Origin of the sequence: Pantoea sp. AG1095, from assembly GCF_003208415.1 — a bacterium.
In the GTDB taxonomy this organism is placed as follows: domain Bacteria; phylum Pseudomonadota; class Gammaproteobacteria; order Enterobacterales; family Enterobacteriaceae; genus Pantoea; species Pantoea leporis.
The window spans coordinates 119,491-140,753 of sequence record NZ_QKMJ01000004.1 but is presented as its reverse complement, the minus strand read 5'-3'; the positions used below and the strand labels follow the sequence as shown (position 1 = coordinate 140,753).

Below are 21,263 nucleotides of genomic sequence, written 5' to 3'. Positions count from 1 at the left end.
ACTTTGACCATTGTCGACACCTCCAAAACATCAGCCAAACGGCACTTCGCGCGCCAAAATGCGGGCGATCACGTTAAGCGCGCCTTCGTCATTGTTGCTTTCGGTTCTGTAACGCGACACAGCGCTGACCGGCGCGGCGGCGTTCGCCATTGAGAAGCTGTAGCACGCCTGACGCAGCATTTCGATGTCATTGGCGCTGTCGCCTATCGCCACCACTTCACAATCATCAATGCCCCATTTTTCCTGCAGCAGCGCGATGCCATGCGCTTTGTGGCAGCCGGGAATGATCAAATCCACAAACCCAAAACCGCTGGAAACCGGATGCATGATGTTTTCAATCGCGCCCAACTCAGCGTGCAGACGTTCCATCAAGGCATCAACGCCTTCGTGCGCCAGATTCAGCGAGAACTTAAAGATGGTGTCGTCGATATCGTAGAGATTGTCGCGCTTTTCCAGACGATGATAGTGATTCGCCAACATGGCAATCACTTCGTCGGACATTGAGGTGTGCACGTACGCGCCGTTGCGGCCACAGACCACGGTGCTGATGTCCGGCTCTTTGGCGAGGATGTCGAGAATTTGATGCACGCGCTCCTGCGCCAGTTCGCCGCAGAAGATCTCTTCATTACTGTCAGAAACCCAGGCGCCGTTTTCCGCAACAAAAGCGATCTCGTCTTTGATATCAGGAAAGTAGCGCAGCAACTGATAATACTGATTGCCGCTGGCGACCACGAAACGAATGCCCTTCTCTTTCAGCAACGCATACTGACGCGCAAAGCGCTGCGCGTTGTATTGTTTGTTGTCATCGAGAAAAGTGCCATCCATATCCACCGCAATCATCTTCACTGCCATTTTGCTCTCCCGTTTGCTCATTCGGCTCAATAAAGTTTTGTTAAGCTTACTCGCGGTGTGGATTATTGAGAATGTGAATAATGAGTTTGTTAACCGCTTTCAGAGATTTCCAGTCCATCTTTTACTGTAAATCGGCGCCTTTTTCCCTGATCCAGGCACAAAACATCGCCGCCATCTCTTGCGCGTAAGCCTGAATCTCAGCTGGCGTGCGCGGCGATTCGGAAAAATGTTTTCCAACATTGCCCAGCGTACTGTTCAATAAATCTGCGGTGCGCGCCCGTTCGTCATCCCCTGAATGCGGTAATACTTCACGCAGAAAATCACTGATGACGTTTTCACCCGCCGCGCGCGCTTCCTGCACTTCCGGCGCATCACGATACAAAGGTGCGGCGTCATTCAGCGCGGTGCGCATCGCCGCCTCTTCACATTCCGAATGCAAAAACGCCAGTGTGAGATCGTGCAGTCGTTGACGAGGCGTGTTGGCGGTATTGCGCAGAATCGCACCTAACAAATCGCCGGTACGCTGCCACTCTTCGCTTTGCAACCTGAAAAGAATAGCTGCCTTATTGGGAAAATATTGATACAGCGATCCAATACTGACGCCCGCGCGTTCCGCCACCCGCGCCGTGGTGAAACGCGCGGCGCCTTCCAGCGCCAAAACCTGAGTAGCCGCCTGCAAAATGGCGGAAACCAGCTCGCTGGAACGTGCCTGCCTGGGCTTTTTTCTCTCTGAAATCTTATTGTTACGTGGTTCAGTCACTATCATCTCCTGAACACGAATAGTGAAATGCGAATGATTCATCGTATTCTGTTGGCACAGCAAAATCCATTTGTCTGCACGGAGAACAACATGAATACCTTAACCTCTGCGCCACTGGCGCCGCTGCTGAATTACCTGTTTGAGCTGGCCGATAATATGGCGCATCCAACCAATAATGCCTTCAGAACCATGACTGACGCCGAGCAACATCGCCTGCTACACAGCAAAACCGATTACCTGGAACTTTATGGACATCTAAAAGAGGTGCCGTTAGCGGTATCGCGTGAAACCGGCAAGTTGCTGTATATGCTGGCGCGCAGCAGCAATGCCAAAACCATCGTTGAATTTGGCACCTCATTCGGCATTTCCACGCTGCATCTGGCGGCGGCGCTGCGCGATAACGGCGGCGGTAACATCATCACCTGCGAGTTTGAACCGGGTAAAGTCGCGTTAGCCCGTAACCATTTCGCCGATGCCGGCGTCAGCGATTTGATTGAGATGCGCGTGGGCGATGCGTTGCAGACATTGAGCCGCGATCTCCCCGCCTCCATCGATATGCTGGTGCTGGACGGCGCAAAAGCGATTTACCCGGAGATCGTGACGTTGGTGCAGCCTTTTTTGCGTCCCGGCGCGCTGATTGTTGCCGACGATGCCGACTTCAGCCCGGAGTATCTGGAGCTGGTGCACAGCAATCGTGGTTTTATGTCGCTTCCGTTTAACGATGGGGTTGAGGTGTCAATGTGGGTTGGGAATGAGTCATTATGAAGGTCGCCAGGAATGGCGACCTGACTAATCAGTTGAACCATGGCTGGAACGGGTCGGGGAATTCCACCCAGTTATCGGGTCCGAGCGCCATTTCCTCATCGGTTAACAGCGCCTGTTCCAGTTTGCTACGCAGCGCGTTTTCATCCATTTCTATGCCGATAAACACCAGTTCCTGTCGCGCGTCGCCGCTGCCGTCAACCCAGTTTTCTAAGATGTAGCCAAGGTTTTCCGCATCTTCCGGCCAGCGATCTTTTGGCACGCTGGCCCACCACATGCCGGCTAAACCCTGACGCGATACGCCGCCTGCCTGCGACCACGAACCGGCATGACGCGGACGGCTGGCAAGCCAGAAGTAGCCTTTGGAACGCACCACGCCGTGCATCTCATTTTCAATCAAGTGAGCAAAGCGCATCGGATGGAACGGACGACGCGCGCGGAACACGAAGTTACGAATGCCGTACTCTTCGGTCTCGGGCGTGTGTTCTCCACGCAACTCCTGCAGCCAGCCCGGCGCCTGCGCGGCGGCGTCAAAATCAAACAAACCGGTGTTGAGCACCTGATCCAATCCCACTTTGCCGAATTCAGAGGTGATAATGTTGGCGCGCGGATTGAGCGACGTCAGGATCGCCATCAGCCGCGCTTTTTCCGTCTCGTTAATCAGGTCGGTTTTATTAAGGATCAGTACATCGCAGAACTCGATTTGATCGACCAATAAATCCACCACCGTGCGCTCATCCTCAGCGCCCAATGATTCTCCGCGCGACTGAATGCTCTCATTCGATTCATAGTCACGCAGGAAGTTAAAGCCATCGACCACCGTCACCATGGTGTCGAGCGAGGCAACTTCAGACAGACTCTGCCCCTCTTCATCGGCGAAGGTGAAGGTCTCCGCCACCGGCAACGGTTCAGAAATGCCGGTCGATTCGATCACCAAATTATCGAAGCGGCCATCTTTCGCCAGACGATTAACCTCCAGCAGCAAATCTTCACGCAATGTGCAGCAGATGCAGCCGTTACTCATTTCCACCAGCTTTTCGTCGGTGCGCGACAGCTCTGCCCCGCCCTCGCGCACCAGCGCGGCATCGATATTCACTTCCGACATATCATTGACGATCACCGCCACACGACGGCCTGCGCGGTTATTGAGAATATGATTGAGCAGCGTGGTTTTACCTGCGCCAAGAAAGCCGGAAAGCACGGTGACGGGAAGTTTTTTGAAACCATTCTGATTTTGGGTTAATGCTGACATAGCAACTCCTCTAAATGACAAGGTTCACAAGACGTATAGGCATACGCGCAATGGTGTTTTTAGTTATGTTATAACATAACAATTAACGTTGTCATTGAGGAATGTTGAGCGATGGGATTGGTCGCCATGAATGGCGACCTTACGACGAACGGGGAAAACCTGCGATTACTGGTTGTCGGGATAACTCAAATCGATGGCGTTATCCGGCAACGTAGTGAAGTTTTTAACGATGGTGCGAAAATCCGCGTTCGGTTTGAGATCGGCAAACTGCTGCGGATAGAGATCTTTCGCCAGAATTTCCATGCCGATGATGTTGTACGGATGATTATAGAAGTGGTGGTACACGCCATATACGCGGCCCTGTTTCACCGGCTCGATCTGCGCCAGGCCGGTGCGCTTCAGCAGCGTCTGGAAGGTGGCTTTCACTTCTTCCGGCTGCACGCCATAACCAAACGGCAACACATTGGCGTTTGGACGTTTCGATCCGGTCATGATGTAGACATCCGGTTTCATGGCGATGATTTTTTCCAGCGCCACAAATCCGGCATTGCCCGGCAGCAGTTCAGAGCCGATATTTTTGCCGCCCACCGCTTCCACCAATCCGCCCCAGCCATTGTGGCTGTGCGTAAAGCAACAGTTGTCGCTATTCCCGGCTATCGGCTCGATAAACACCGTTGGCTTATCTTTTACTTGCGCCACGCCTTGGGTGATGCGCGCGAATTTCTGCTGATAGAAATCGGTATAAGCCTTGGCCTGGCTTTCGCGGTTCAGCACTTTACCAAGCAGCGTCACGCTCGGCGCGGTGTTCTGCGCGGGATGCAGTTCATAATCCAGGAACACCACCGGGATATGCAGATTTTGCAAGGTGCCGAGCACGCCCGATTGCTGTAACGCCGGTTTGGCGCGCAGTTGCGCAATCATCAAATCAGGTTTCTGCGCCAGCACGCTTTCGAGATTGACCTGGCCCTGATCGTTAAAACCCATATCGACGATTTTCGTCGCTTCCGGCCAGCGCCCTTTCAGTACATCCCAGGTTTGCGTGTCCTGCTTTTTCGGCAGATTATTCCACGCCACCACGCGCTTAAACGGATCGTCACGATCCAGCAGCGCCAGCGTCAGAATGTCGCGCCCATCCTGCAATATGATGTGCTGCGGCTCTTTGTTGATGGTTTGCGTGTTGCCGTCCATATCGGTGACGGTCAGCGGATACGTGGAGGCAGCCGCCGCCGTTGAAGCCAGTAATCCCATTGCCAAAAGCAGGCGCGTTTTCATGCCAAAACTCCGTGGTAAAAAGAATAGTTATTATTATCAATTACCTTAACACAACCTTAAGTGGCGAGAATAAACGCCACTTCAATCAGTTGTAACAGAGTTTTATGCGGGTGCTGTTAGGTGAAATCAGAGAGTTTTTGTCCGGAAGTGATCAGTTCCTGCAGCAGCATCTGGCGACGCTCCTGCGGCGTATCGCGGCTGACCATAAAACAGATTGCCGCCACCGCCTGACCGCTGCGCGAACGGATCGGCGCCGCCATGCAGCAGGTGAAGCTTTCCGATAATCCTTCGGTCATACAGTAACCGAGTTTTCCAGCGTGATGAATTTCATCAAGAAACGCCTGCTTATCGAGGATCTGGCCGCTGGCGAGGCGATAATCCTCCTCCGGGATCAGATCCAGAATCGCGCTGTCCGACCAGTTACTCAGCAGCAAACGCCCGGTCGCGGTCCAGGTAATCGGCACACGCACGCCGATATCCGAAGTGATTTTAAACGGATGCGCATTGCTCTCAGAAAGCACCACGGTGTATTTGTTGCCCTCCAGCATGCAGAGCTGCACGGTTTCACCGTGGCGCGCCACAATCCCCACCATGAGTTGATGCGCCCGACGGATCAGATCGTTATGCGCCATATAATCCGCACCGTAATAGTGCATCTCACGGCCAAAGAACACTGCGCCTTCGGCATCCAGCTCCACCAAACCGGCTTCACTTAGCAGGCTGACTAATTCATAGATGCTGGAACGGGGTGCGCCGGTGGCGTCGATCAACGCGCGCATCGACATCGGCTGACGTGCGCTGTGCAACTGCCGAAAGATATCAATAACCCGGTCAACGCCGCGCGCCCGCGAGGGTTTTTCGTCCGGCATAAACTCACTCCTTGGTGGCTTGGGTACAACAGATAAAGGCAATGAAAGAAGGGCATGATACACCGCGCATCGGCTTTTACCCATCCCGGATTAAATAAATATTAATTACCTGCCATTAATTAGCACGATCAATTTTGGTGCCTCATTATGGCGCAATACGCTCACTCAACGTTTATAAAACTACGATAACGATCACACTCCAATATAAACACAGACAAAAGTTAATTTTATTTTGCGATCCCGACGACATCACAAAAAATTAAATCGCTGTGCACATATTGCAAAAGAAAATTTCCTGTGCAAATCTTGCCCTATCCAGTATTGCAGATAGCAGTCTGGTATATCAGACAACACAGTAAGCAGATATTCGCTGCAACAGGAGCAGAAAGGGATGACGATTAAACGTTATGGCGTAGAAGGCGGAACCGGTACCGGCGGGCAGAAATTGCCGTTTGCCCGCGCGGTGGAAGCCGATGGCTGGCTCTACATCTCCGGCCAAACGCCGATGCGCGACGGCGAAGTGGTGGAAGGTGGCATCATCGAACAGACGCAGCTGGCGTTCGAAAACTGTCTCACCATCATGCGCGAAGCCGGTTATCGCGTCGAGGATGTGGTGCATGTCACGGCGGTATTAACTGATGCGCGTTATTTCAGTTCATTTAATAAAGTATTCAGTGAGATATTTAGCGGAAATCCCCCGGCGCGTATTTGTAGCGTGCAGGATTTAGTCGTCGACTGCAAAGTCGAAGTCGATATGAAATGCTTCCGCACCGATCGTAAATAAATATTACGGTTAAAACAGGCTGGCGAATGTTTACTTTCTCCGCCCACACCAGGACAGCCTGTTATTAATTGATGCCTTTCTATTTTGCTGTGAAATAACGGTATTACACCGTCTCGTCAAAATTTCTAAAGAGAGCATAACAATGAAGACAACATCGCTAAAAGTGAGCCTCAACGCGCTAGCCGGCGCGCTGGTATTACTGACGCTGGCGGGCTGTACGCCAACCGAAGAGAAAAAAGAAGCGGGCGCGGCGCCGCAATCAGCGCTGCAAACCGTATTGCAACGTGGCACGCTGCGCGTCGGTGACTGCCTGAGTTTCGCCCCGTTCGGTTTTTACGATAAAGACGGTAACCCGGACGGCTACGATGTTGATCTCGCCAAAGCGCTGGCCAAAGAGATGGGCGTGAAACTGGAAATGGTCAACACCACCAGCGCCAACCGCATTCCTAATCTGCAAACCAATAAAGTGGATGTGGTGTTCTGCAACTTCACCCGCAATCTGGAACGCGCCAAAGAGATCGGCTTCACCAACCCGTATGTGGTGGCAAGTGAAGCGATGCTGGTGCGCAAGAACAGCGGCATCCAGTCCGCACACGATATGGGCGGCAAAACCATCGCCACGGTAAAAGGCTCGACCAACGGTGACGAAGTGCGCAACCTGGGCATTGACGTGAAGATTCAGGAGTACGACTCATCGCAGGCTGCCATCCTCGCGGTGAAACAGGGCCAGGCTGATGCGATGATCGAGGATAACAACTTCCTCGCCTATCAGGCCAAGCTAGACCCAACGTTAACCGTGACCAATGAAGCGCTGGTGCCGCTGGAATACAACGCCTTTGGCGTGAAGCAGGGCGATCAGGTCTGGACCAACTACCTCAACGAATTCCTGTTTGAAATTAACGCCTCCGGTGAAAACGCCCAGCTGTATCAGAAATGGTTCGGCAACAAACCGCGTTATCCGCTGAATCCGCAATATTGATCCCACGCGGCGCGGCAACTGCTGCTGCGCCGCCCGAAGGAGCAGAACCATGAGTTATCAATGGCTAACCCTGTGGCGCTACGCCGACACTTTTCTTGCCGCCGCGTGGCTCACCTTGCAAGTGACATTGCTGGCGTTTGCGCTGGCGGTGGCGCTCGGTTTGCTCTCGGCGCTGGCGAAAGCGTCGCCGCTGGCCCCGCTGCGCTGGATCAGTCACTGCTACGTTGAGTTCATCCGCAACACGCCGGTGCTGCTGCAGATCTTCATCATCTTCTTTGGTCTGCCATCACTCGGCATCACCATGAGCGCCTTTACCGCTGGCGTGCTGGCGCTGGGGATTAACGTCGGTGCCTATCTGTCCGAAACCTTCCGCGCAGGCATTCAATCGGTGCCGAAAGGCCAGCTTGAAGCCGCATGGGTGCTGGGCATTCCCCGTCGTCAGGTGTTTCTCACCGTGGTGCTGCCGCAGGCGGCGCGCGCGGTGTGGCCCGCCATTATCAACAACCTGATTCAGCTGCTGCTCGGCACCTCTTTGCTGTCTGCGATTGCGCTGCCCGAACTGACCGGCACCGCCACAGTGATTAATGCGCGCACGCTTCTTTATATCCAGACATTTAGCGTCGTTGCCCTGGTCTATCTGGTGCTGAGCAACCTGTTCTCCTGGCTGGGAACGATGGCAGGACGGCGCATGTTCCACCCGCCGCTGGTGACCCCGGTAAAAAAGTCCGCCTGGTGGTGGGCAAGAAAATGGCTGACTAATCCAGTAAAACGGGAGAACGCGCTATGAACGAGTTAATCATTAGTTCGTTACCGATTCTGCTAAAAGGGCTCGGTATCACGCTGCTGCTGTCGGTGGCCGCGATCATTGGCAGCACGCTGCTGGGCTTGCTGGCGGCGGTGTTGCGCACCAGCCGCTTACCCGTTCTGAAGCAGATTGCGGTGATCTACACCGAGCTGTTTCGCGGCACGCCGGTACTGATCACGCTGATGTTCATCTACTTCGGCGTCGCCTATTTTGGCTATGACATCAACCTGTTTGCCGCCGGTATTCTTGGCCTGAGCATCTATCAGGGCGCGTATATCGCGGAAGTGTTCCGCGCCGGCATCGAAGCGGTGCCGAAAGGCCAGTGGGAAGTGTCATGGATTTTGGGCCTGTCTAAGCGTCAGACCTTTATGAACGTGATCCTGCCGCAAACGCGCGGCATCGTGCTGCCGCCGCTGGCGGGTCAGTATCTTTCCCTGATCAAAGACACCTCGATCGTCAGCATGATCGGCATGTCCGAACTGATGCATCAGGGCCAGGCGATTGTCGATCGCCTCGGTCAGCCGGTGGTGGTTTACGGTCTGGTCGCCCTGCTCTACTTCGCCGTCTGCTTCCCGCTTTCCCGTTGGGTTCAACATCATCAAACCAGGAGCCAAATCTCATGAGCAAATCCGCGATTACCTTAAGCCGGATAACCAAATCGTTTGGCGCAACCCAGGTGCTGAAAGAGATCAGCCTGGATGTTTCACCGGGCGAAGTGCTGGTGCTGATTGGCGCATCCGGCTCTGGCAAAAGTACCGTGCTGCGCATCATGAGCGGGCTGGAAGTGGCCGACGGCGGTGAAGTGTGGGTCAACGACGTTCCGCTGCACCAACGCAAGCGCGCCAGCGAAATCTGCGGTCACGTTGGCATGGTGTTCCAGCAGTTCAACCTGTTCCCGCACAAAACCGCGCTCGGCAACGTCACGCTGGCGCTGATCAAAGCGCAAAAGCTGTCGGAAGCCGAAGCCAATAAACGCGGCATGGCGGCGCTGACGCGCGTCGGACTGGCCGAGCGCGCGCATCACTATCCGGCGCAGCTTTCCGGTGGTCAGCAGCAGCGCGTGGCGATTGCCCGTGCGCTGGCGGTAGAACCGAAAATCATGTTCTTCGATGAAGCTACCTCGGCGCTGGACCCAGAACTGGTAGGCGAAGTCATGGAAGTGATGCGCAGCCTGGCGCGTGAAGGCATGACGATGGTGGTGGTGACACACGAAATGGGCTTCGCGCGCAAAACCGCTGACCGCGTGGTGTTTATGGATCAGGGCGTGATTGCCGAGCAAGGTTCGCCCGAGCAGATTTTCGTCAATCCACAGAACCCGCGCACGCAGCAGTTTTTATCGCGCGTACTTGAGCACTAACAGGAGGATCTATGTCGATTCGCTTTCCGCTGCAGGCGGATGGATTACTGGATGCGCAGCAAACCGCGCCACGTTTTAAATCGGTTGCCGGAGCAGGCGAGTCGCCGCTGGCTCTCGGCACGGCGGTGCTGAGCAGCGATCAGGTGTTTTCGCCGCTGATGATCATGAAACAGTCGGCGCTGAAGAACAATCTGCGCCAGCTAGCAGACTTCTGCCGCGAAAACGGCGTGATGCTGGCCGCGCACGGTAAAACCTCGATGTCGCCTGCCGTTTTGCGCCGCGCGATTAGCGAAGGCGGCGCGTGGGGTTTGGGTGCCGCCACGCCCGCGCAGGTGCGCGCGCTGCGTCAGTTCGGTATCCGCAATGTGTTTCTTGCCAACGAGCTGGTCGATCCGGCGGGTATTCGCTGGATTGCGCAGTGGCAGCAGCAGCACCCCGATCATGGCTTCCTGTGCTACGTCGATTCGCTGCAAGGCGTGAAGCTGTTGGCGCAGAACCTCGGCGACAGCCAGATTTCGGTACTGCTGGAGATGTCTGTCAGCGGCGGCCGCACCGGTTGTCGTTCTCAGCAAGATGCGCTGGCGATTGCCGAAGCGATCGCCGCCTGCCCGGTGCTCAAGCTGGTGGGCGTCGCCGGTTATGAAGGCGCGCTCGGTGCAGGCCGCGATGAAAGCGGCATTCAGCGTGTGAAAGATTACTGCCAGATGATGATCGCTACCGCTGAATTGCTGGCGGAAAAGCAGCTGTTTGCCAGCGATCACATCATCCTTAGCGCCGGTGGCGGCGCCTGGTTTGATGTGGTGACAGCGTGCTTCACCGCGGCGAAACTGCCGCTGCCGATGACGCCGCTGATCCGGTCCGGCGCCTATATGGCGCACGACAGCGGACTCTATGCACGCATCGCGCCCTTTGCTCAGCCGGGCGCAACGCATCATTTTGCTGCCGCGCTGGAGATTTGGGGCCGCGTGTTGTCGCGTCCGGAGCCGGGCCTGGCATTCGTCGATTTTGGCCGCCGCGATGTCCCGTTCGATCAGGATCTGCCAAATCCGCTGTGGATCCGCAACGCCGATGGCAGCGCCCCACGCGCGGCGACGCATTTGCGTATCAGTGATGTGAACGATCAGCATGCTTATCTGTTATTGCCGGAGGATGAGCCGCTGCAGGTAGGCGATTGGGTCGGCTGCGGTATTTCGCATCCTTGTACCGCCTTTGATAAATGGCGCTATCTGCCGCTGGTGGATGATGATTATTGCGTCACAGATTCACTGGAAACAGCATTTTGATGGGTAATTAGTCGGTGTTCGTAGCGGGGCAATTTATTGCGCGATAAATCGCGCCGCTACTGAATGGTGCATCTGTTGTAGCGACGCAATTTATTACATCAACGCCAACCCAACTCCGGTGCAACGTGGGTCAAAATGCTCTCAATCACGTGCGCACAGTAATCCACGCCTAACTGATTCGGTATAGTCAGCAACAGCGTATCCGCTTCGGCAATCCCTTCGTCCTGCGCCAGCTGTTTGATCAACTGATCCGGCTCGGCGGCATAACTGCGACCAAAGATGGCGCGGGTTTTCTCGTCGAGGAAACCCACCGAATCCTGATCCTGTCCACTGCGACCAAAGTAGGCGCGGTCGGTGTCGTTGGTCAGCGCAAAAATGCTGCGGCTCACCGAAACACGCGGCGTACGCTGATGACCCGCCGCTTCCCACGCCTGACGATAAGCACGAATCTGCTTCGCCTGCTGCACGTGGAACGGTTCGCCGGTTTCATCATCTTTCAGGGTGGAGCTTTGCAGGTTCATGCCCTGCTGCGCCGCCCAGATAGATGTCGCGTTGGAGCCAGAACCCCACCAGATACGCTCACGCAAACCGGCCGAGAACGGCTCAAGACGTAACAAGCCCGGTGGATTGGGGAACATCGGCTGCGGATTGGGTTTAGCAAAACCTTCACCGCGCAGCACTTCCAACAGTTCCTCGGTATGGCGACGGCCCATATCGGCATCGCTTTCACCGTTTTGCGGATCAAAGCCAAAGTAGCGATAGCCTTCGATAACCTGCTCCGGCGAGCCACGGCTCAGGCCGAGCTGCAGACGACCGTTAGAAATCAGATCCGCCGCACCGGCATCTTCCGCCATATACAGCGGGTTTTCGTAGCGCATGTCGATCACGCCGGTACCAATTTCAATCTTTTTGGTGCGCGCACCGACCGCCGCCAACAGCGGGAACGGCGAGCTTAACTGACGCGCAAAGTGGTGCACGCGGAAGTAAGCGCCATCGGCACCTAACTCTTCAGCGGCGACTGCTAAATCAATCGATTGCAGCAGTACGTCCTGCGCCGAACGGGTGGCGGATTGTGATGATGGGGTCCAGTGACCAAAAGATAAGAAGCCAATCTTTTTCATGCTGAAATTCTCCTCGTGAGCCGCGCCGGCTCGAACGTTTTCAATGCAGCAAGGTTACGCCACAGACGAGGTGACTGATAGCCAATAGATTTCGCGCGCTTCATCAACTTTTTTGCATAACTAAGAAAAAGAGATTCTTTGTGTTCATCACGGTGATCAATCATCGTCAAAAGCCTAATCACTGTTTACAGGTTCGGCTTCACCATGAGTAAAGGGACATCCGCCTATCTCAGTGCGCAACAGCGTGACGTGGTGCATCAACTGGCGCGCAGCTGGTTGTGGCGTAGCGAATTGCCAACGTGGCTATTGATGGTGGCGGTGTACGGCGGTTGGTTCGCCAGCGTTGTCTATTGGCGAACGTTGGGGTTAACGCTGAGCACGCTGCTGCTGGTCCTGTTTACCACCTGGTATATGTCGCTGCAGCACGAGTTGATTCACGGCCACCCGACGCGTTTTCCCCGTCTCAACCAGCTGTTCGGCACGCTGCCGCTGGCGGTGTGGTATCCGTATGGCTTATACCGCGACTCGCATCTGGCGCATCACCGCAACCACACGCTGACCGATCCCGATGAAGATCCAGAAACCTACTACCTTTCGCCTGAGCGCTGGGCTCAACTCAAGCCGTGGCAGCAGCAGGTGATTCATCTGCGCAACACCTTTCCCGGACGTTTGCTGATCGGCCCGCTGCTGGATATGGGCGCGAGCCTCAAAACATTGGTGCATGCCTTTATCCAGCGCGATAAACCGGCGATGGCGATGTGGATTATTCATCTCACCTTACTGAGCGGGCTGTTTTACTGGATGACGCTGCTTGGCTTCTCGCCGCTGTGGTTGGTGCTGACGGTGAGTTATCCGGCGCTGATGCTGACCAAAGTGCGATCCTTCTACGAGCATCGTGCCGACGAGGAGCCGCTGGCGCGCTCGGTCAATAACGAAGCCGCGTTGCCATGGCGTTTGCTGTTCCTCAATCTCAACTATCATTCTGTACATCACGATCTACCCGGTTTGCCGTGGTACGGATTACGCAAAGTCTATTTGCTGTATCGCGATGGTTATCACCAGCGTAACCACGGTTTTCGCGTCGCCGGTTATGGCGAATGGATAACCCGCTTCTGGCGCAAATCGGTCGAGGTTAATGCCCATCCGGGTACGCAAAAGGATGCACAGGATGCCCACTCTTTCGTTACCGATGTACGACATCAACCATCAGGCGACTATCGGCCTGACCTCAGCGCTAACGACGCTGCTGCAACAACGCGGCGTGCCAGCTGAAGTTAGCTGGCCGCAGGATTTACTGCCGCACTGGCGCGATGACCAGCTGCTGCTGAGCCAAACCTGCGGTTATCCGCTGGTGGAACTGCTGCCGGATGTGCAGCTGGTCGGCACCTTTCACTCCAGCGCCCAGGGCTGCGACGGCCAGCGCTATCGCAGCTGGCTGGTAGTGCGCAGCGCAGATGAGAACCTGACGCTAAGCGACTTTCGCGGACGGCGCGCGGTGTGCAACAGCAACGATTCCCACTCCGGTTTCAACTCGCTGCGCTACGTGATTGCGCCGCTGGCGCAGGACGGGAAATTCTTCAGCGCAACCCGCTTCAGCGGCAGCCATCGTCAGTCGCTGGCGGCGTTGCGCGCGGACGAGGCGGATATCGCGGCGATTGATTGCATCACCTGGGCGCTGCTGCGCCGCAATTTCCCGCAGGAGCTGGCGGGGCTGGAGATCATCGGCGAAACACCGCTGTGCGCCGCGCTGCCGCTGATTACGTCAGCCAAAACCGATGCAGCAACCCTCGAGAAATTGCGCAGTGCGTTGAGCGAACTGACCAGCGAAAAGCGTTATCAGGATCTGTTAGCGGAGAGTTTGATTAGTGGATTCAGCGTGAGCGATCGGGCGTTTTATGACGAAGTGCGGGAGTGGAAAGATCGCGCCGCCGCGCTGGGCGTGACGGCGTTGTGATGTTCAACATTGCGCAATAAATTGCGCCGCTACGGAATGTGCGGTGATTGATTACCGTACACATAAAGCGCACATATTCGTAGCGGCGCGATTCATCGCGTTCATTTGACCTTTAAGCCACTTCGACCCTGTGCCGCTGCGCCGCAAACTGATTCTCGGGTTCGGGCAAGCCGAGATTTTCACGCAGCGTCTCGCCTTCATACTCTTTGCGATAAATACCCCGCGCCTGCAACAGCGGAATGACCTGCGCCACAAAATCATCAAACGCCGTTGGCGTACCGCCACGCACGATAAAACCGTCGGTTGCGCCCTGCAGGAACCAGTTTGCCAGCCCTTCGGCAACCTGCTCCGCCGTACCCAGGAAACTCGGACGCGGTGTCGCTTCTTCCAGCGCCGCCTGGCGCAGCGTTAAGCCACGTTCGCGCGCGTTCTGTTTGATCTTGTCGGTGGTGCTGCGGAAGCTGTTGCTGCCCAGCTCGCCAATGTCCGGGAAAGCTTCATCCAGCGCGTACTGGCTGAAATCGTGATGCTCGAAGTAGCGACCAAGATACTCCAGCGCTTTATCGATGGTCACCAGCTCGGCGGTTTGCTGATAGCGGCGCTCGGCATCCTGTTCCGTTTCGCCAATAATCACGCTGATGCCCTGGAACACACGGATATCATCGGCATCACGCCCGCGTGCCGCCAGCCGGCGGCGCACGTCTTCACGAAACTCGCGCGCCTGCTCCAGCGTTTCCTGGCGCGTATAAATGGCATCGGCGGCTTCGGCGGCAAAGGCTTTGCCCGCTTCCGACGCGCCCGCCTGGAACACAATCGGACGGCCCTGCGGCGAGCGACCGACGTTGAGCGGTCCCTGCACCGAGAAGTAGTGTCCTTTATGATTTAGCGTATGCAGTTTGTCGGCGGCGAAGAATTCTCCGCTCTGTTTGTCGCGCACAAAGGCATCGCCTTCCCACGAATCCCACAGCCCTTTCACCACCTGCAAATACTCGCTGGCAACGCGGTAACGCTCGTCGTGTTCTGGATGGCTGCTACGCGAGAAGTTTTTCGCCGATCCTTCCAGCGGCGAAGTCACCACGTTCCAGCCGACGCGACCGCCGCTCAGATGATCGAGGCTGGCGAACTGGCGCGCCACGGTAAACGGCTCGCTGTAAGAGGTAGAAAGCGTAGCGACCAGCCCGATTTTCTGGGTCACCAGCGACAGCGCCGACAGCAAGGTGATCGGCTCAAAACGGTTGAGGAAGTGCGGAATCGACTGCGGCGTGATGTACAAGCCATCGGCGACAAACAGGAAATCGATCTTCGCCTGCTCAGCTTTACGCGCCAGATCCAGCACGTAATCGATGTTAATGCTGGCATCCGCCACCGCATCGGGATGACGCCATGCCGACATGTTGCCGGATACGCCCTGAATAATCGCGCCCAGCCGCAGCTGACGTTGTGTCTGACTCATTCTGCTCTCCTTAGTATGCGTTCGCGGGCTGCCAGTCAGGAATGACCGGCAGCGCCTGTAACAGTTTTTGCGTCCACGGATGCTGCGGCGCGGCGAACACCTGCTGTAGCGCCCCGCTCTCCACCACTTGTCCGTTCTGCATCACCAGCACGCGATCCGCCAGATGCTGGATCACGCCGAGATCGTGAGAGATAAACAGCAGCGCGGTGCCGTGTTCGGCCTGCATATCGGCCAACAGATCCAGCACCTGCGCCTGCACCGAAACATCGAGCGCGCTGACCGGTTCATCGGCCACCAGCAGCGCCGGATTCGGTGCAAAAGCGCGCGCAATCGCCACGCGCTGGCGCTGACCGCCGGAAAGCTGTTGCGGGTAGCGCTGCAGGAAGCGGTCGCCGAGCTGCACTTCATCGAGCAGTTGACGCACGCGCTGACGCCGCGCATCGCCGTAAATTCCGGCACTATCGAGGCTTTCGCCGATAATTTTCTCTACCGTGTAGCGCGGGTCGAATGAGCTGAACGGATCCTGCGCGATCAGCTGCAAGCGCGCACGCCGGGCGCGGCGCGCTTTCTCCGGCAGACGATCCCAGCGCTCACCTTCCAGCAGCAGCGTGCCGCTGTCCGGTTCGGTTAAGCCCATCACCACTTTCACCAGCGAGGTTTTGCCGGAGCCGGATTCGCCGACCACGCCAAGCGTCTCTCCGGCGTGCAGCGTGAAGTTGATGTCGTTGAGCACCAGGCGATCGCCATAGGCTTTATGCAGGCCGATGCCTTCCAGCAACGGTGCGCTGCTGGGTGTCGGGCGCGGCGGCAGCGGCGTCGGCTCAGCCGCGCTCAGGCGCAGACCGCGCGTGGCGGGCGTTGGCACCGCGCGCAGCAGGCGCTGCGTCCAGGCGTGTTGCGGACGATGGAGCAGCGGGCCGCTGTTGCCCTGCTCCACTACTTCGCCATCGCGCATCACCAGCACGCGATCCGCCAGTTCCGCCACCACCGCCAAATCGTGGCTGATCAGCAGCAGGCCGTGGCCGTCGCGGCGGCGCTGCGCCAGCAGTTGCAGAATCTGGCGCTGCACCGTCATATCCAGCGCGGTGGTCGGTTCATCGGCGATCAACAAGGTTGGCGTACCGGCCAGCGCGGTAGCAATTAACGCACGCTGGCGCTGGCCGCCCGAGAGCTGATGCGGATAGCGTTCGAGGCGGCTTTCGGCATCGTGAATGCCTGCCGCCTTCAGCAGTGCGAGGCTTTTGTCCTGCAAATTGTCGCGATGACCGGCGGCGCTAAGGGCATCACTCAGCTGCTGACCAATGCGGCGCAGCGGATCGAGCGACACCAACGCGTCCTGCAACACATAGCCAATGCGGCGACCGCGCAGCGCGCGCCAGTTGCCGCGGCTGGCGTGGCGCATATCGCGGCCGTCAATGGTGAAACGGTCGGCGGTTAATACTGCGCCCTCCGGCAGCAGGCCAAGCAGGCTGCGCGCGGTCAGGGTTTTGCCGGAACCGGATTCCCCGACCAGCGCCACGGATTCGCCCGCCGCGACCTGCAGGTTGAGGTTTTTCACCACCTGCTGCGGCCCGAAACGAATCGAGAGATTCTGGATATCAATAAACGGCTGGCTCATGCGGATCGTCCTTCAAAACGTGCCTGCCAGTAACGACCCAGCGTATTCACCGCAATCACCGTCAGCGTGATAAACACGCCCGGCCACACGGCGATCCACCATGCGTTACGCAGATAATTGCGTCCTTCCGCCAGCATCAGGCCCCATTCGGCGGTCGGTGGCTGCGGCCCCATGCCGAGGAAACTCAGTCCGGCGGTACCGATAATCGCGGTGCCGAGCCCCAGCGTGGCCAGCGCCGGCACCTGCGCAATGGCGTGCGGCAAAATGTGGCGCGTGATCAGCGTGAAGCGTGACAGGCCAAAGGTACGCGCCTGCTCAACGTAGCCGGAGGTCATCACGCTGTAGGTTTGTGCCCGCACCACGCGGGCAAAACGCGGCACCGACGCAACGCCGAGCGCGATAATCAGGTTGTTGGTGCCGGGCCCGGTAAAGGCGATCAGCATCAGCGCTAACAGCAGATCGGGAAAGGCGGAAATCACATCCACCGCGCGGCTCAACAGCTCATCAACCACGCCACGCGCCAGCGCCGCCACCAATCCCAGCAAAGTGCCAAACACCACCGCCAGCGCCATCGCCGCCACGCTGATCAGCAGCGAATAGCGGCTGCCGTAGATCACGCGCGACAGCAGATCGCGTCCCAGCTGATCGGTGCCTAACCAATGCTGCGCCGACGGCGGCAGCTGCGCGTTAACCGGATCGGCCAGCAGCGGATCGCTGTGCGCCAGCCACTGCGGCGCGATCACCGCGATAGACAATACAATGAGAAACAGAATCGCTGCCCACACCGCGGCGGGCAGCGCAACCGGAAGACGTTGCAGCACGGCAATCATGATTTGCTCTCCCCGCGCAGACGCGGATCAATCCACAGCGACAGGATGTCAACCAGGGTGCTCATCACCACGTAGATCAGCGCCGAGAGAATGGCTACCGCCAGCACCACCGGCAGATCCTGCGCCAGCACTGCATCGACGGTCAGTTTGCCAAGGCCGGGACGACCAAATACCTGTTCAGTAATCACCGCGCCGCTCAGCAATCCGCCTACCAGCCAGCCGGTTAACGTGACGGCAGGCAGCGCCGCATGACGCAGCGCGTGGCGCAGACGAATAGTGGTTTCCCCCATGCCCCATGCGCGCAGCGTCAGGGTGAATGGCGCATCCAGCGCGCGCTCCAGCTCGCGGCGCAGCAGTTGAGCGATCACCGCGCCCTGCGCCAGACCGAGCGCCAGCGCCGGTAGCACCAGCGACGACAGCGAGCGATCGCCCGCCACCGGGAACCAGCGCAGCGTAAAGCTGAAAATAAACAGCAGCACGATACCCATCCAGAAAGAGGGCGTGGAGGCCAGCAGCAGCTCGACACCGTTAGCCACGCGGCGACCAATGCGACGATGCGCGGTGCCGACGGCAATCACCACCGCAAAAATAATGCTGACCAGCAGCGCCGCCAGCGTCAGTTTGATGGTGGGCCACAGCTGCGTGGCCAGCAGATGGCTGACTTCAGTGTTGAGCATGTAAGAACGGCCAAAATCGCCGTGCAGCACGCGCCACATATAGTGCAGATATTGCCACCACAGCGGTTCGTTCAGGCCCCATTCGGCGCGGATCGCCGCCTCAATGGCTGGCGTACGCAACTGCTCACCGATCAGCAGGCTGACGATATCGCCCGGCGCCAGATGCACGCCGAGAAAGGCCAGCGAAACCGCCGCCCACAGCACCAGAACGCCGCCCAGCAGGCGGCTGACGATGCGGCGCGTCAGGTCGCTGCGCCACACCGATGGCCGACGCGCGCGTGGCGTGCGGGTGACAATGCTTTCCAGACTCATCTTCGCCTCCTGATTAGTGGTCGCTGAGCCAGATGTCGTACGCGTTCTCCGGCATCTGTTTAAAACTGCGGAAACCGGCACCGTGCACGTAGCTGGCGGTGGCGATCTGGTCTTCTGGTTCATACAGCGGGATCGCCAGCGCCTGCTGTCGCAGCGCGTATTGCTGCAGCTGGCTGTAGAATTTACGGCGCTGATTAATATCCAGCGTCGCTGCCGCCTGATCGAGCCAGCCGTTGATTTGCGGGCTGTTGACGCGGCTGTAGTTAATCGGCCCGCCAGCTTTCACCGGGCGATAGTGGTTTTCGATATCGATGCCGTCGGTTTCGGTATTCGAGTTAGCAATCGAGCCGAAGTGGCCGGTGTTGCGCACCTCGGTGTAGGTGCCAGAATCGACGTAGCGCAGTTTGATCTCCACGCCGAGACGCTGGCGCGCCTGCGCCTGAATCGCCTGCAGCAGCACATCGCGTTGATCGCGCACCGTTGCCTGCGCCTGAATCACTTCAATGCTCAGGCGCTGGCCGTCTTTAGTGCGGAAACCGTCGCTGTCGCGCGTTTGCCAGCCCGCTTCATCCAGCAGCTGGTTGGCGGCAGCGGGATTGTTACCATATTGACCTTCGAGATCGTTGTTGTAGAGCGGATCGACCGGCGAAGTAATCCCCCACGCGCGGGTGCGTTCGCCGCGATACACCGACTTCAGCAGCGGATCGATATCCAGCCCTTGTAGTAATGCCTGACGCACGTTCACATCCTGCGTCGGGCCGTATTCCACATTAAGGAACAGTGAATATGGCGTGCCGGTATTCAGCGCGTGCTGATAAGTGAAGTCGGGATTGTCTTTGAATTCACCGGCGTCATTGCCGGAGATCCCTTCAATCGCGTCCAGCTGCCCGGACAGCAGCGCGCCGGTACGCACCGAGGATTCCGGCAGGAAGCGATAGGTCACGCGTTCCAGATAGGCCGGGCCTTGATGCTTAGCGGTGGCGGGCGCCCAGTTGTAGTGCGGGTTGCGTACGAATGTCACCTGCTGGCCTTTTTCGTAGCTCTCGATAATAAACGGCCCGGTGCCCGCAATCTCTTTGCCACCGGCTTTCAGCTGCGGCGAGTTCCAGCTGGCCGGTGCCAGAATCTGCAATTTGGCGGCGAACGACAGGAACGGCGAATAGCCCTGCTTCAGTGTGATGGTGACGGTGTGATCGTCTGGCGTCGCCACGCTGGCAATTCTCGCGCCCAATGCGCAGATGCTGCTGCCGGCGCAATACTTTGCATCCTGCACATGGCGGAAATTCTCGGCCACCGCATTGGCATCCAGCTTCTCGCCGTTGGAAAAGGTGACGTCGCGGCGCAGGCTAAAGCGATACGCTTTGCCGTCCGGACTGACCTCATAACTTTCTGCCAGCCAGGGTACGAAACTGCCGTCGGTTCGACGCGCCAGCAGCGATTCCCACACGTTACGCAGCGTCACTTCCGCTTTGGATTGCCCATTCAGCTGCGGGTTAAACGGCACGGGTTCAGTTTCGACGCCGAAGGTTAAGCTGCCGCCGCTGCGCGGTTGCTCAGCGGCAAAAAGAGATGCGCTTCCCAGCAGGCAGGTCACACCCAGCGCGAGAGTGATTGAATTCGCTTTCATAAGATCCTTGGTGGTTGCAGGTGCTTTTTTAGTTATTCAGGCGATTTTGGCGATGGGTTGATCGGCTGGCGGGTTGAATTCCTTTTTCAGAAACACCAGCGCTTCGCCTAATGGATTGGTACGGTGATGGAACGGTTGATAACCGCGACGCAGATAGAGCTCGCTCAGCCATGGATGCTTTGTGGCGGTGGCGAGATAGACGCCCGGCGCTTTCAGCGTCTCTTTCAGCAGGGTTTCTTCGGCGTAGGTGATGATGTCGCGGCCGTAGCCCTGCCCTTTGTAATCAGGGTCGACGGCGAACCAGTGGATAAACGGCAGCGACGAAGGCGCATGTTCATCCTGCTGCCACGGAAAACGCACCGTGACGGTCGCCACCGCGCGTTTCCATTTGCGTAGCACCAGCACGGTTTCCTGCTCGATGACGCGGCGCACCTGCTCGACGTTGCCCTGTGAAATGGTGAAATGCACATCCAGTGCCACCAGCGCAGCATAGGCGCGTTGCAACAGCGCAAATATTTCTTCCGCATCGTCGGGCTTTGCAACTTCAATTAGCTGACTCATGGTGACCGTTTCCTTATTCAATCCTGCCGAAAGTATTAAAATCCGGCGGATTAAAGTAAACCGAGAATAACGGCAATCGATTTGTTGAATATGGGAAATGGTATTTTATTGCGATGCAATAATGCCCACGGAAAT

21 protein-coding genes are annotated in these 21,263 nt (G+C 57.3%); 9 read left to right on the top strand and 12 right to left on the bottom strand.

All coding sequences use genetic code 11. The annotated features are described in order from the left end of the window. Window positions 1-30: 30 nt before the first annotated feature. Together DEU53_RS11090 and DEU53_RS11085 are read right to left on the bottom strand one after the other, a co-directional pair. Window positions 31-852: a Cof-type HAD-IIB family hydrolase gene (locus DEU53_RS11090; protein ID WP_101761208.1), complete on the bottom strand. Its 822-nt coding sequence runs from the start codon at window positions 850-852 to the stop codon at window positions 31-33. 121 nt (window positions 853-973) lie between these two features. After that, the gene (locus DEU53_RS11085; RefSeq protein WP_199559704.1) at window positions 974-1,612 is read right to left on the bottom strand and encodes a TetR family transcriptional regulator; all 639 of its coding nucleotides are present in this window, start codon (window positions 1,610-1,612) and stop codon (window positions 974-976) included. A gap of 90 nt (window positions 1,613-1,702) precedes the next feature. Here DEU53_RS11085 and DEU53_RS11080 point away from each other — a divergent pair, with 90 nt between their 5' ends. Continuing rightward, on the top strand, window positions 1,703-2,377 hold the full coding sequence (locus tag DEU53_RS11080; RefSeq protein WP_110867240.1) for an O-methyltransferase: 675 nt from the start codon (window positions 1,703-1,705) through the stop codon (window positions 2,375-2,377). 28 nt (window positions 2,378-2,405) lie between these two features. Here DEU53_RS11080 and zigA read toward each other — a convergent pair whose 3' ends face one another. From zigA to DEU53_RS11065, 3 genes are all read right to left on the bottom strand, one after another. Continuing rightward, the gene (gene zigA / locus DEU53_RS11075) at window positions 2,406-3,626 is read right to left on the bottom strand and encodes a zinc metallochaperone GTPase ZigA (protein ID WP_110867084.1); all 1,221 of its coding nucleotides are present in this window, start codon (window positions 3,624-3,626) and stop codon (window positions 2,406-2,408) included. Window positions 3,627-3,791: 165 nt separating this feature from the next. Next, complete coding sequence (locus DEU53_RS11070) at window positions 3,792-4,898, bottom strand: ABC transporter substrate-binding protein (protein WP_110867083.1); 1,107 nt, start codon at window positions 4,896-4,898, stop codon at window positions 3,792-3,794. 116 nt (window positions 4,899-5,014) lie between these two features. Beyond that, the gene (locus DEU53_RS11065) at window positions 5,015-5,767 is read right to left on the bottom strand and encodes an IclR family transcriptional regulator (protein ID WP_110867082.1); all 753 of its coding nucleotides are present in this window, start codon (window positions 5,765-5,767) and stop codon (window positions 5,015-5,017) included. A gap of 391 nt (window positions 5,768-6,158) precedes the next feature. On the opposite strand from DEU53_RS11065, the gene DEU53_RS11060 reads away from it, so the two are divergent. From DEU53_RS11060 to DEU53_RS11035, 6 genes are all read left to right on the top strand, one after another. Beyond that, entirely contained in the window at window positions 6,159-6,551 is a 393-nt protein-coding gene (locus DEU53_RS11060; RefSeq protein ID WP_110867081.1) for a RidA family protein, read from the top strand. Between the two features lie 142 nt (window positions 6,552-6,693). Then, a complete protein-coding gene (locus DEU53_RS11055) occupies window positions 6,694-7,530 on the top strand; it encodes a transporter substrate-binding domain-containing protein (protein ID WP_008109152.1) in 837 nt (278 codons plus the stop codon). 49 nt (window positions 7,531-7,579) lie between these two features. Then, window positions 7,580-8,317: an amino acid ABC transporter permease gene (locus DEU53_RS11050; protein ID WP_101761202.1), complete on the top strand. Its 738-nt coding sequence runs from the start codon at window positions 7,580-7,582 to the stop codon at window positions 8,315-8,317. Beyond that, the gene (locus tag DEU53_RS11045) at window positions 8,314-8,958 is read left to right on the top strand and encodes an amino acid ABC transporter permease (RefSeq protein ID WP_110867080.1); all 645 of its coding nucleotides are present in this window, start codon (window positions 8,314-8,316) and stop codon (window positions 8,956-8,958) included. The genes DEU53_RS11050 and DEU53_RS11045 overlap by 4 nt, the downstream gene beginning before the upstream one ends. Further along, the gene (locus DEU53_RS11040) at window positions 8,955-9,692 is read left to right on the top strand and encodes an amino acid ABC transporter ATP-binding protein (RefSeq protein WP_008109157.1); all 738 of its coding nucleotides are present in this window, start codon (window positions 8,955-8,957) and stop codon (window positions 9,690-9,692) included. Before DEU53_RS11045 ends, DEU53_RS11040 begins: the two co-directional genes overlap by 4 nt. A gap of 11 nt (window positions 9,693-9,703) precedes the next feature. Next, entirely contained in the window at window positions 9,704-10,975 is a 1,272-nt protein-coding gene (locus DEU53_RS11035) for an alanine racemase (RefSeq protein ID WP_110867079.1), read from the top strand. A gap of 98 nt (window positions 10,976-11,073) precedes the next feature. On the opposite strand, the gene DEU53_RS11030 is transcribed toward DEU53_RS11035, so the two are convergent. Continuing rightward, window positions 11,074-12,096 (bottom strand): LLM class flavin-dependent oxidoreductase, encoded by a 1,023-nt coding sequence (locus DEU53_RS11030; RefSeq protein WP_008104762.1) that lies wholly within the window; start codon window positions 12,094-12,096, stop codon window positions 11,074-11,076. 204 nt (window positions 12,097-12,300) lie between these two features. On the opposite strand from DEU53_RS11030, the gene DEU53_RS11025 reads away from it, so the two are divergent. After that, window positions 12,301-13,368 (top strand): fatty acid desaturase, encoded by a 1,068-nt coding sequence (locus DEU53_RS11025; protein WP_110867078.1) that lies wholly within the window; start codon window positions 12,301-12,303, stop codon window positions 13,366-13,368. Further along, window positions 13,265-14,050 carry a phosphate/phosphite/phosphonate ABC transporter substrate-binding protein gene (locus tag DEU53_RS11020; protein ID WP_370445562.1) on the top strand — a complete coding sequence of 262 codons (786 nt, stop codon included), beginning with the start codon at window positions 13,265-13,267 and terminating at the stop codon, window positions 14,048-14,050. Before DEU53_RS11025 ends, DEU53_RS11020 begins: the two co-directional genes overlap by 104 nt. 112 nt (window positions 14,051-14,162) lie before the next feature. Here DEU53_RS11020 and DEU53_RS11015 read toward each other — a convergent pair whose 3' ends face one another. From DEU53_RS11015 to DEU53_RS10990, 6 genes are read right to left on the bottom strand one after another with little or no spacing between them, the layout of a single operon-like run. After that, on the bottom strand, window positions 14,163-15,503 hold the full coding sequence (locus DEU53_RS11015; RefSeq protein ID WP_110867076.1) for an LLM class flavin-dependent oxidoreductase: 1,341 nt from the start codon (window positions 15,501-15,503) through the stop codon (window positions 14,163-14,165). Window positions 15,504-15,513: 10 nt separating this feature from the next. Then, the gene (locus DEU53_RS11010; protein WP_110867075.1) at window positions 15,514-17,121 is read right to left on the bottom strand and encodes an ABC transporter ATP-binding protein; all 1,608 of its coding nucleotides are present in this window, start codon (window positions 17,119-17,121) and stop codon (window positions 15,514-15,516) included. Beyond that, the gene (locus tag DEU53_RS11005) at window positions 17,118-17,951 is read right to left on the bottom strand and encodes an ABC transporter permease (RefSeq protein WP_110867074.1); all 834 of its coding nucleotides are present in this window, start codon (window positions 17,949-17,951) and stop codon (window positions 17,118-17,120) included. Before DEU53_RS11005 ends, DEU53_RS11010 begins: the two co-directional genes overlap by 4 nt. Then, window positions 17,948-18,940, bottom strand: a complete 993-nt coding sequence (locus tag DEU53_RS11000) for an ABC transporter permease (protein ID WP_110867073.1) — start codon at window positions 18,938-18,940, stop codon at window positions 17,948-17,950. Before DEU53_RS11000 ends, DEU53_RS11005 begins: the two co-directional genes overlap by 4 nt. A gap of 13 nt (window positions 18,941-18,953) precedes the next feature. Continuing rightward, window positions 18,954-20,567 (bottom strand): ABC transporter substrate-binding protein, encoded by a 1,614-nt coding sequence (locus DEU53_RS10995; protein WP_110867072.1) that lies wholly within the window; start codon window positions 20,565-20,567, stop codon window positions 18,954-18,956. Window positions 20,568-20,603: 36 nt separating this feature from the next. Beyond that, window positions 20,604-21,128 carry a GNAT family N-acetyltransferase gene (locus DEU53_RS10990; protein ID WP_110867071.1) on the bottom strand — a complete coding sequence of 175 codons (525 nt, stop codon included), beginning with the start codon at window positions 21,126-21,128 and terminating at the stop codon, window positions 20,604-20,606. Window positions 21,129-21,263 lie beyond the last annotated feature (135 nt).

Coding starts and splice junctions, on each gene's coding strand:
- DEU53_RS11090 (WP_101761208.1), bottom strand. CDS start 852: ATGGCAGTGAAGATGATTGCGGTGGATATGGATGGCACTTTTCTCGAT.
- DEU53_RS11080 (WP_110867240.1), top strand. CDS start 1,703: ATGAATACCTTAACCTCTGCGCCACTGGCGCCGCTGCTGAATTACCTG.
- zigA (WP_110867084.1), bottom strand. CDS start 3,626: ATGTCAGCATTAACCCAAAATCAGAATGGTTTCAAAAAACTTCCCGTC.
- DEU53_RS11070 (WP_110867083.1), bottom strand. CDS start 4,898: ATGAAAACGCGCCTGCTTTTGGCAATGGGATTACTGGCTTCAACGGCG.
- DEU53_RS11065 (WP_110867082.1), bottom strand. CDS start 5,767: ATGCCGGACGAAAAACCCTCGCGGGCGCGCGGCGTTGACCGGGTTATT.
- DEU53_RS11060 (WP_110867081.1), top strand. CDS start 6,159: ATGACGATTAAACGTTATGGCGTAGAAGGCGGAACCGGTACCGGCGGG.
- DEU53_RS11055 (WP_008109152.1), top strand. CDS start 6,694: ATGAAGACAACATCGCTAAAAGTGAGCCTCAACGCGCTAGCCGGCGCG.
- DEU53_RS11050 (WP_101761202.1), top strand. CDS start 7,580: ATGAGTTATCAATGGCTAACCCTGTGGCGCTACGCCGACACTTTTCTT.
- DEU53_RS11045 (WP_110867080.1), top strand. CDS start 8,314: ATGAACGAGTTAATCATTAGTTCGTTACCGATTCTGCTAAAAGGGCTC.
- DEU53_RS11040 (WP_008109157.1), top strand. CDS start 8,955: ATGAGCAAATCCGCGATTACCTTAAGCCGGATAACCAAATCGTTTGGC.
- DEU53_RS11035 (WP_110867079.1), top strand. CDS start 9,704: ATGTCGATTCGCTTTCCGCTGCAGGCGGATGGATTACTGGATGCGCAG.
- DEU53_RS11030 (WP_008104762.1), bottom strand. CDS start 12,096: ATGAAAAAGATTGGCTTCTTATCTTTTGGTCACTGGACCCCATCATCA.
- DEU53_RS11025 (WP_110867078.1), top strand. CDS start 12,301: ATGAGTAAAGGGACATCCGCCTATCTCAGTGCGCAACAGCGTGACGTG.
- DEU53_RS11020 (WP_370445562.1), top strand. CDS start 13,265: ATGCCCACTCTTTCGTTACCGATGTACGACATCAACCATCAGGCGACT.
- DEU53_RS11015 (WP_110867076.1), bottom strand. CDS start 15,503: ATGAGTCAGACACAACGTCAGCTGCGGCTGGGCGCGATTATTCAGGGC.
- DEU53_RS11010 (WP_110867075.1), bottom strand. CDS start 17,121: ATGAGCCAGCCGTTTATTGATATCCAGAATCTCTCGATTCGTTTCGGG.
- DEU53_RS11005 (WP_110867074.1), bottom strand. CDS start 17,951: ATGATTGCCGTGCTGCAACGTCTTCCGGTTGCGCTGCCCGCCGCGGTG.
- DEU53_RS11000 (WP_110867073.1), bottom strand. CDS start 18,940: ATGAGTCTGGAAAGCATTGTCACCCGCACGCCACGCGCGCGTCGGCCA.
- DEU53_RS10995 (WP_110867072.1), bottom strand. CDS start 20,567: ATGAAAGCGAATTCAATCACTCTCGCGCTGGGTGTGACCTGCCTGCTG.
- DEU53_RS10990 (WP_110867071.1), bottom strand. CDS start 21,128: ATGAGTCAGCTAATTGAAGTTGCAAAGCCCGACGATGCGGAAGAAATA.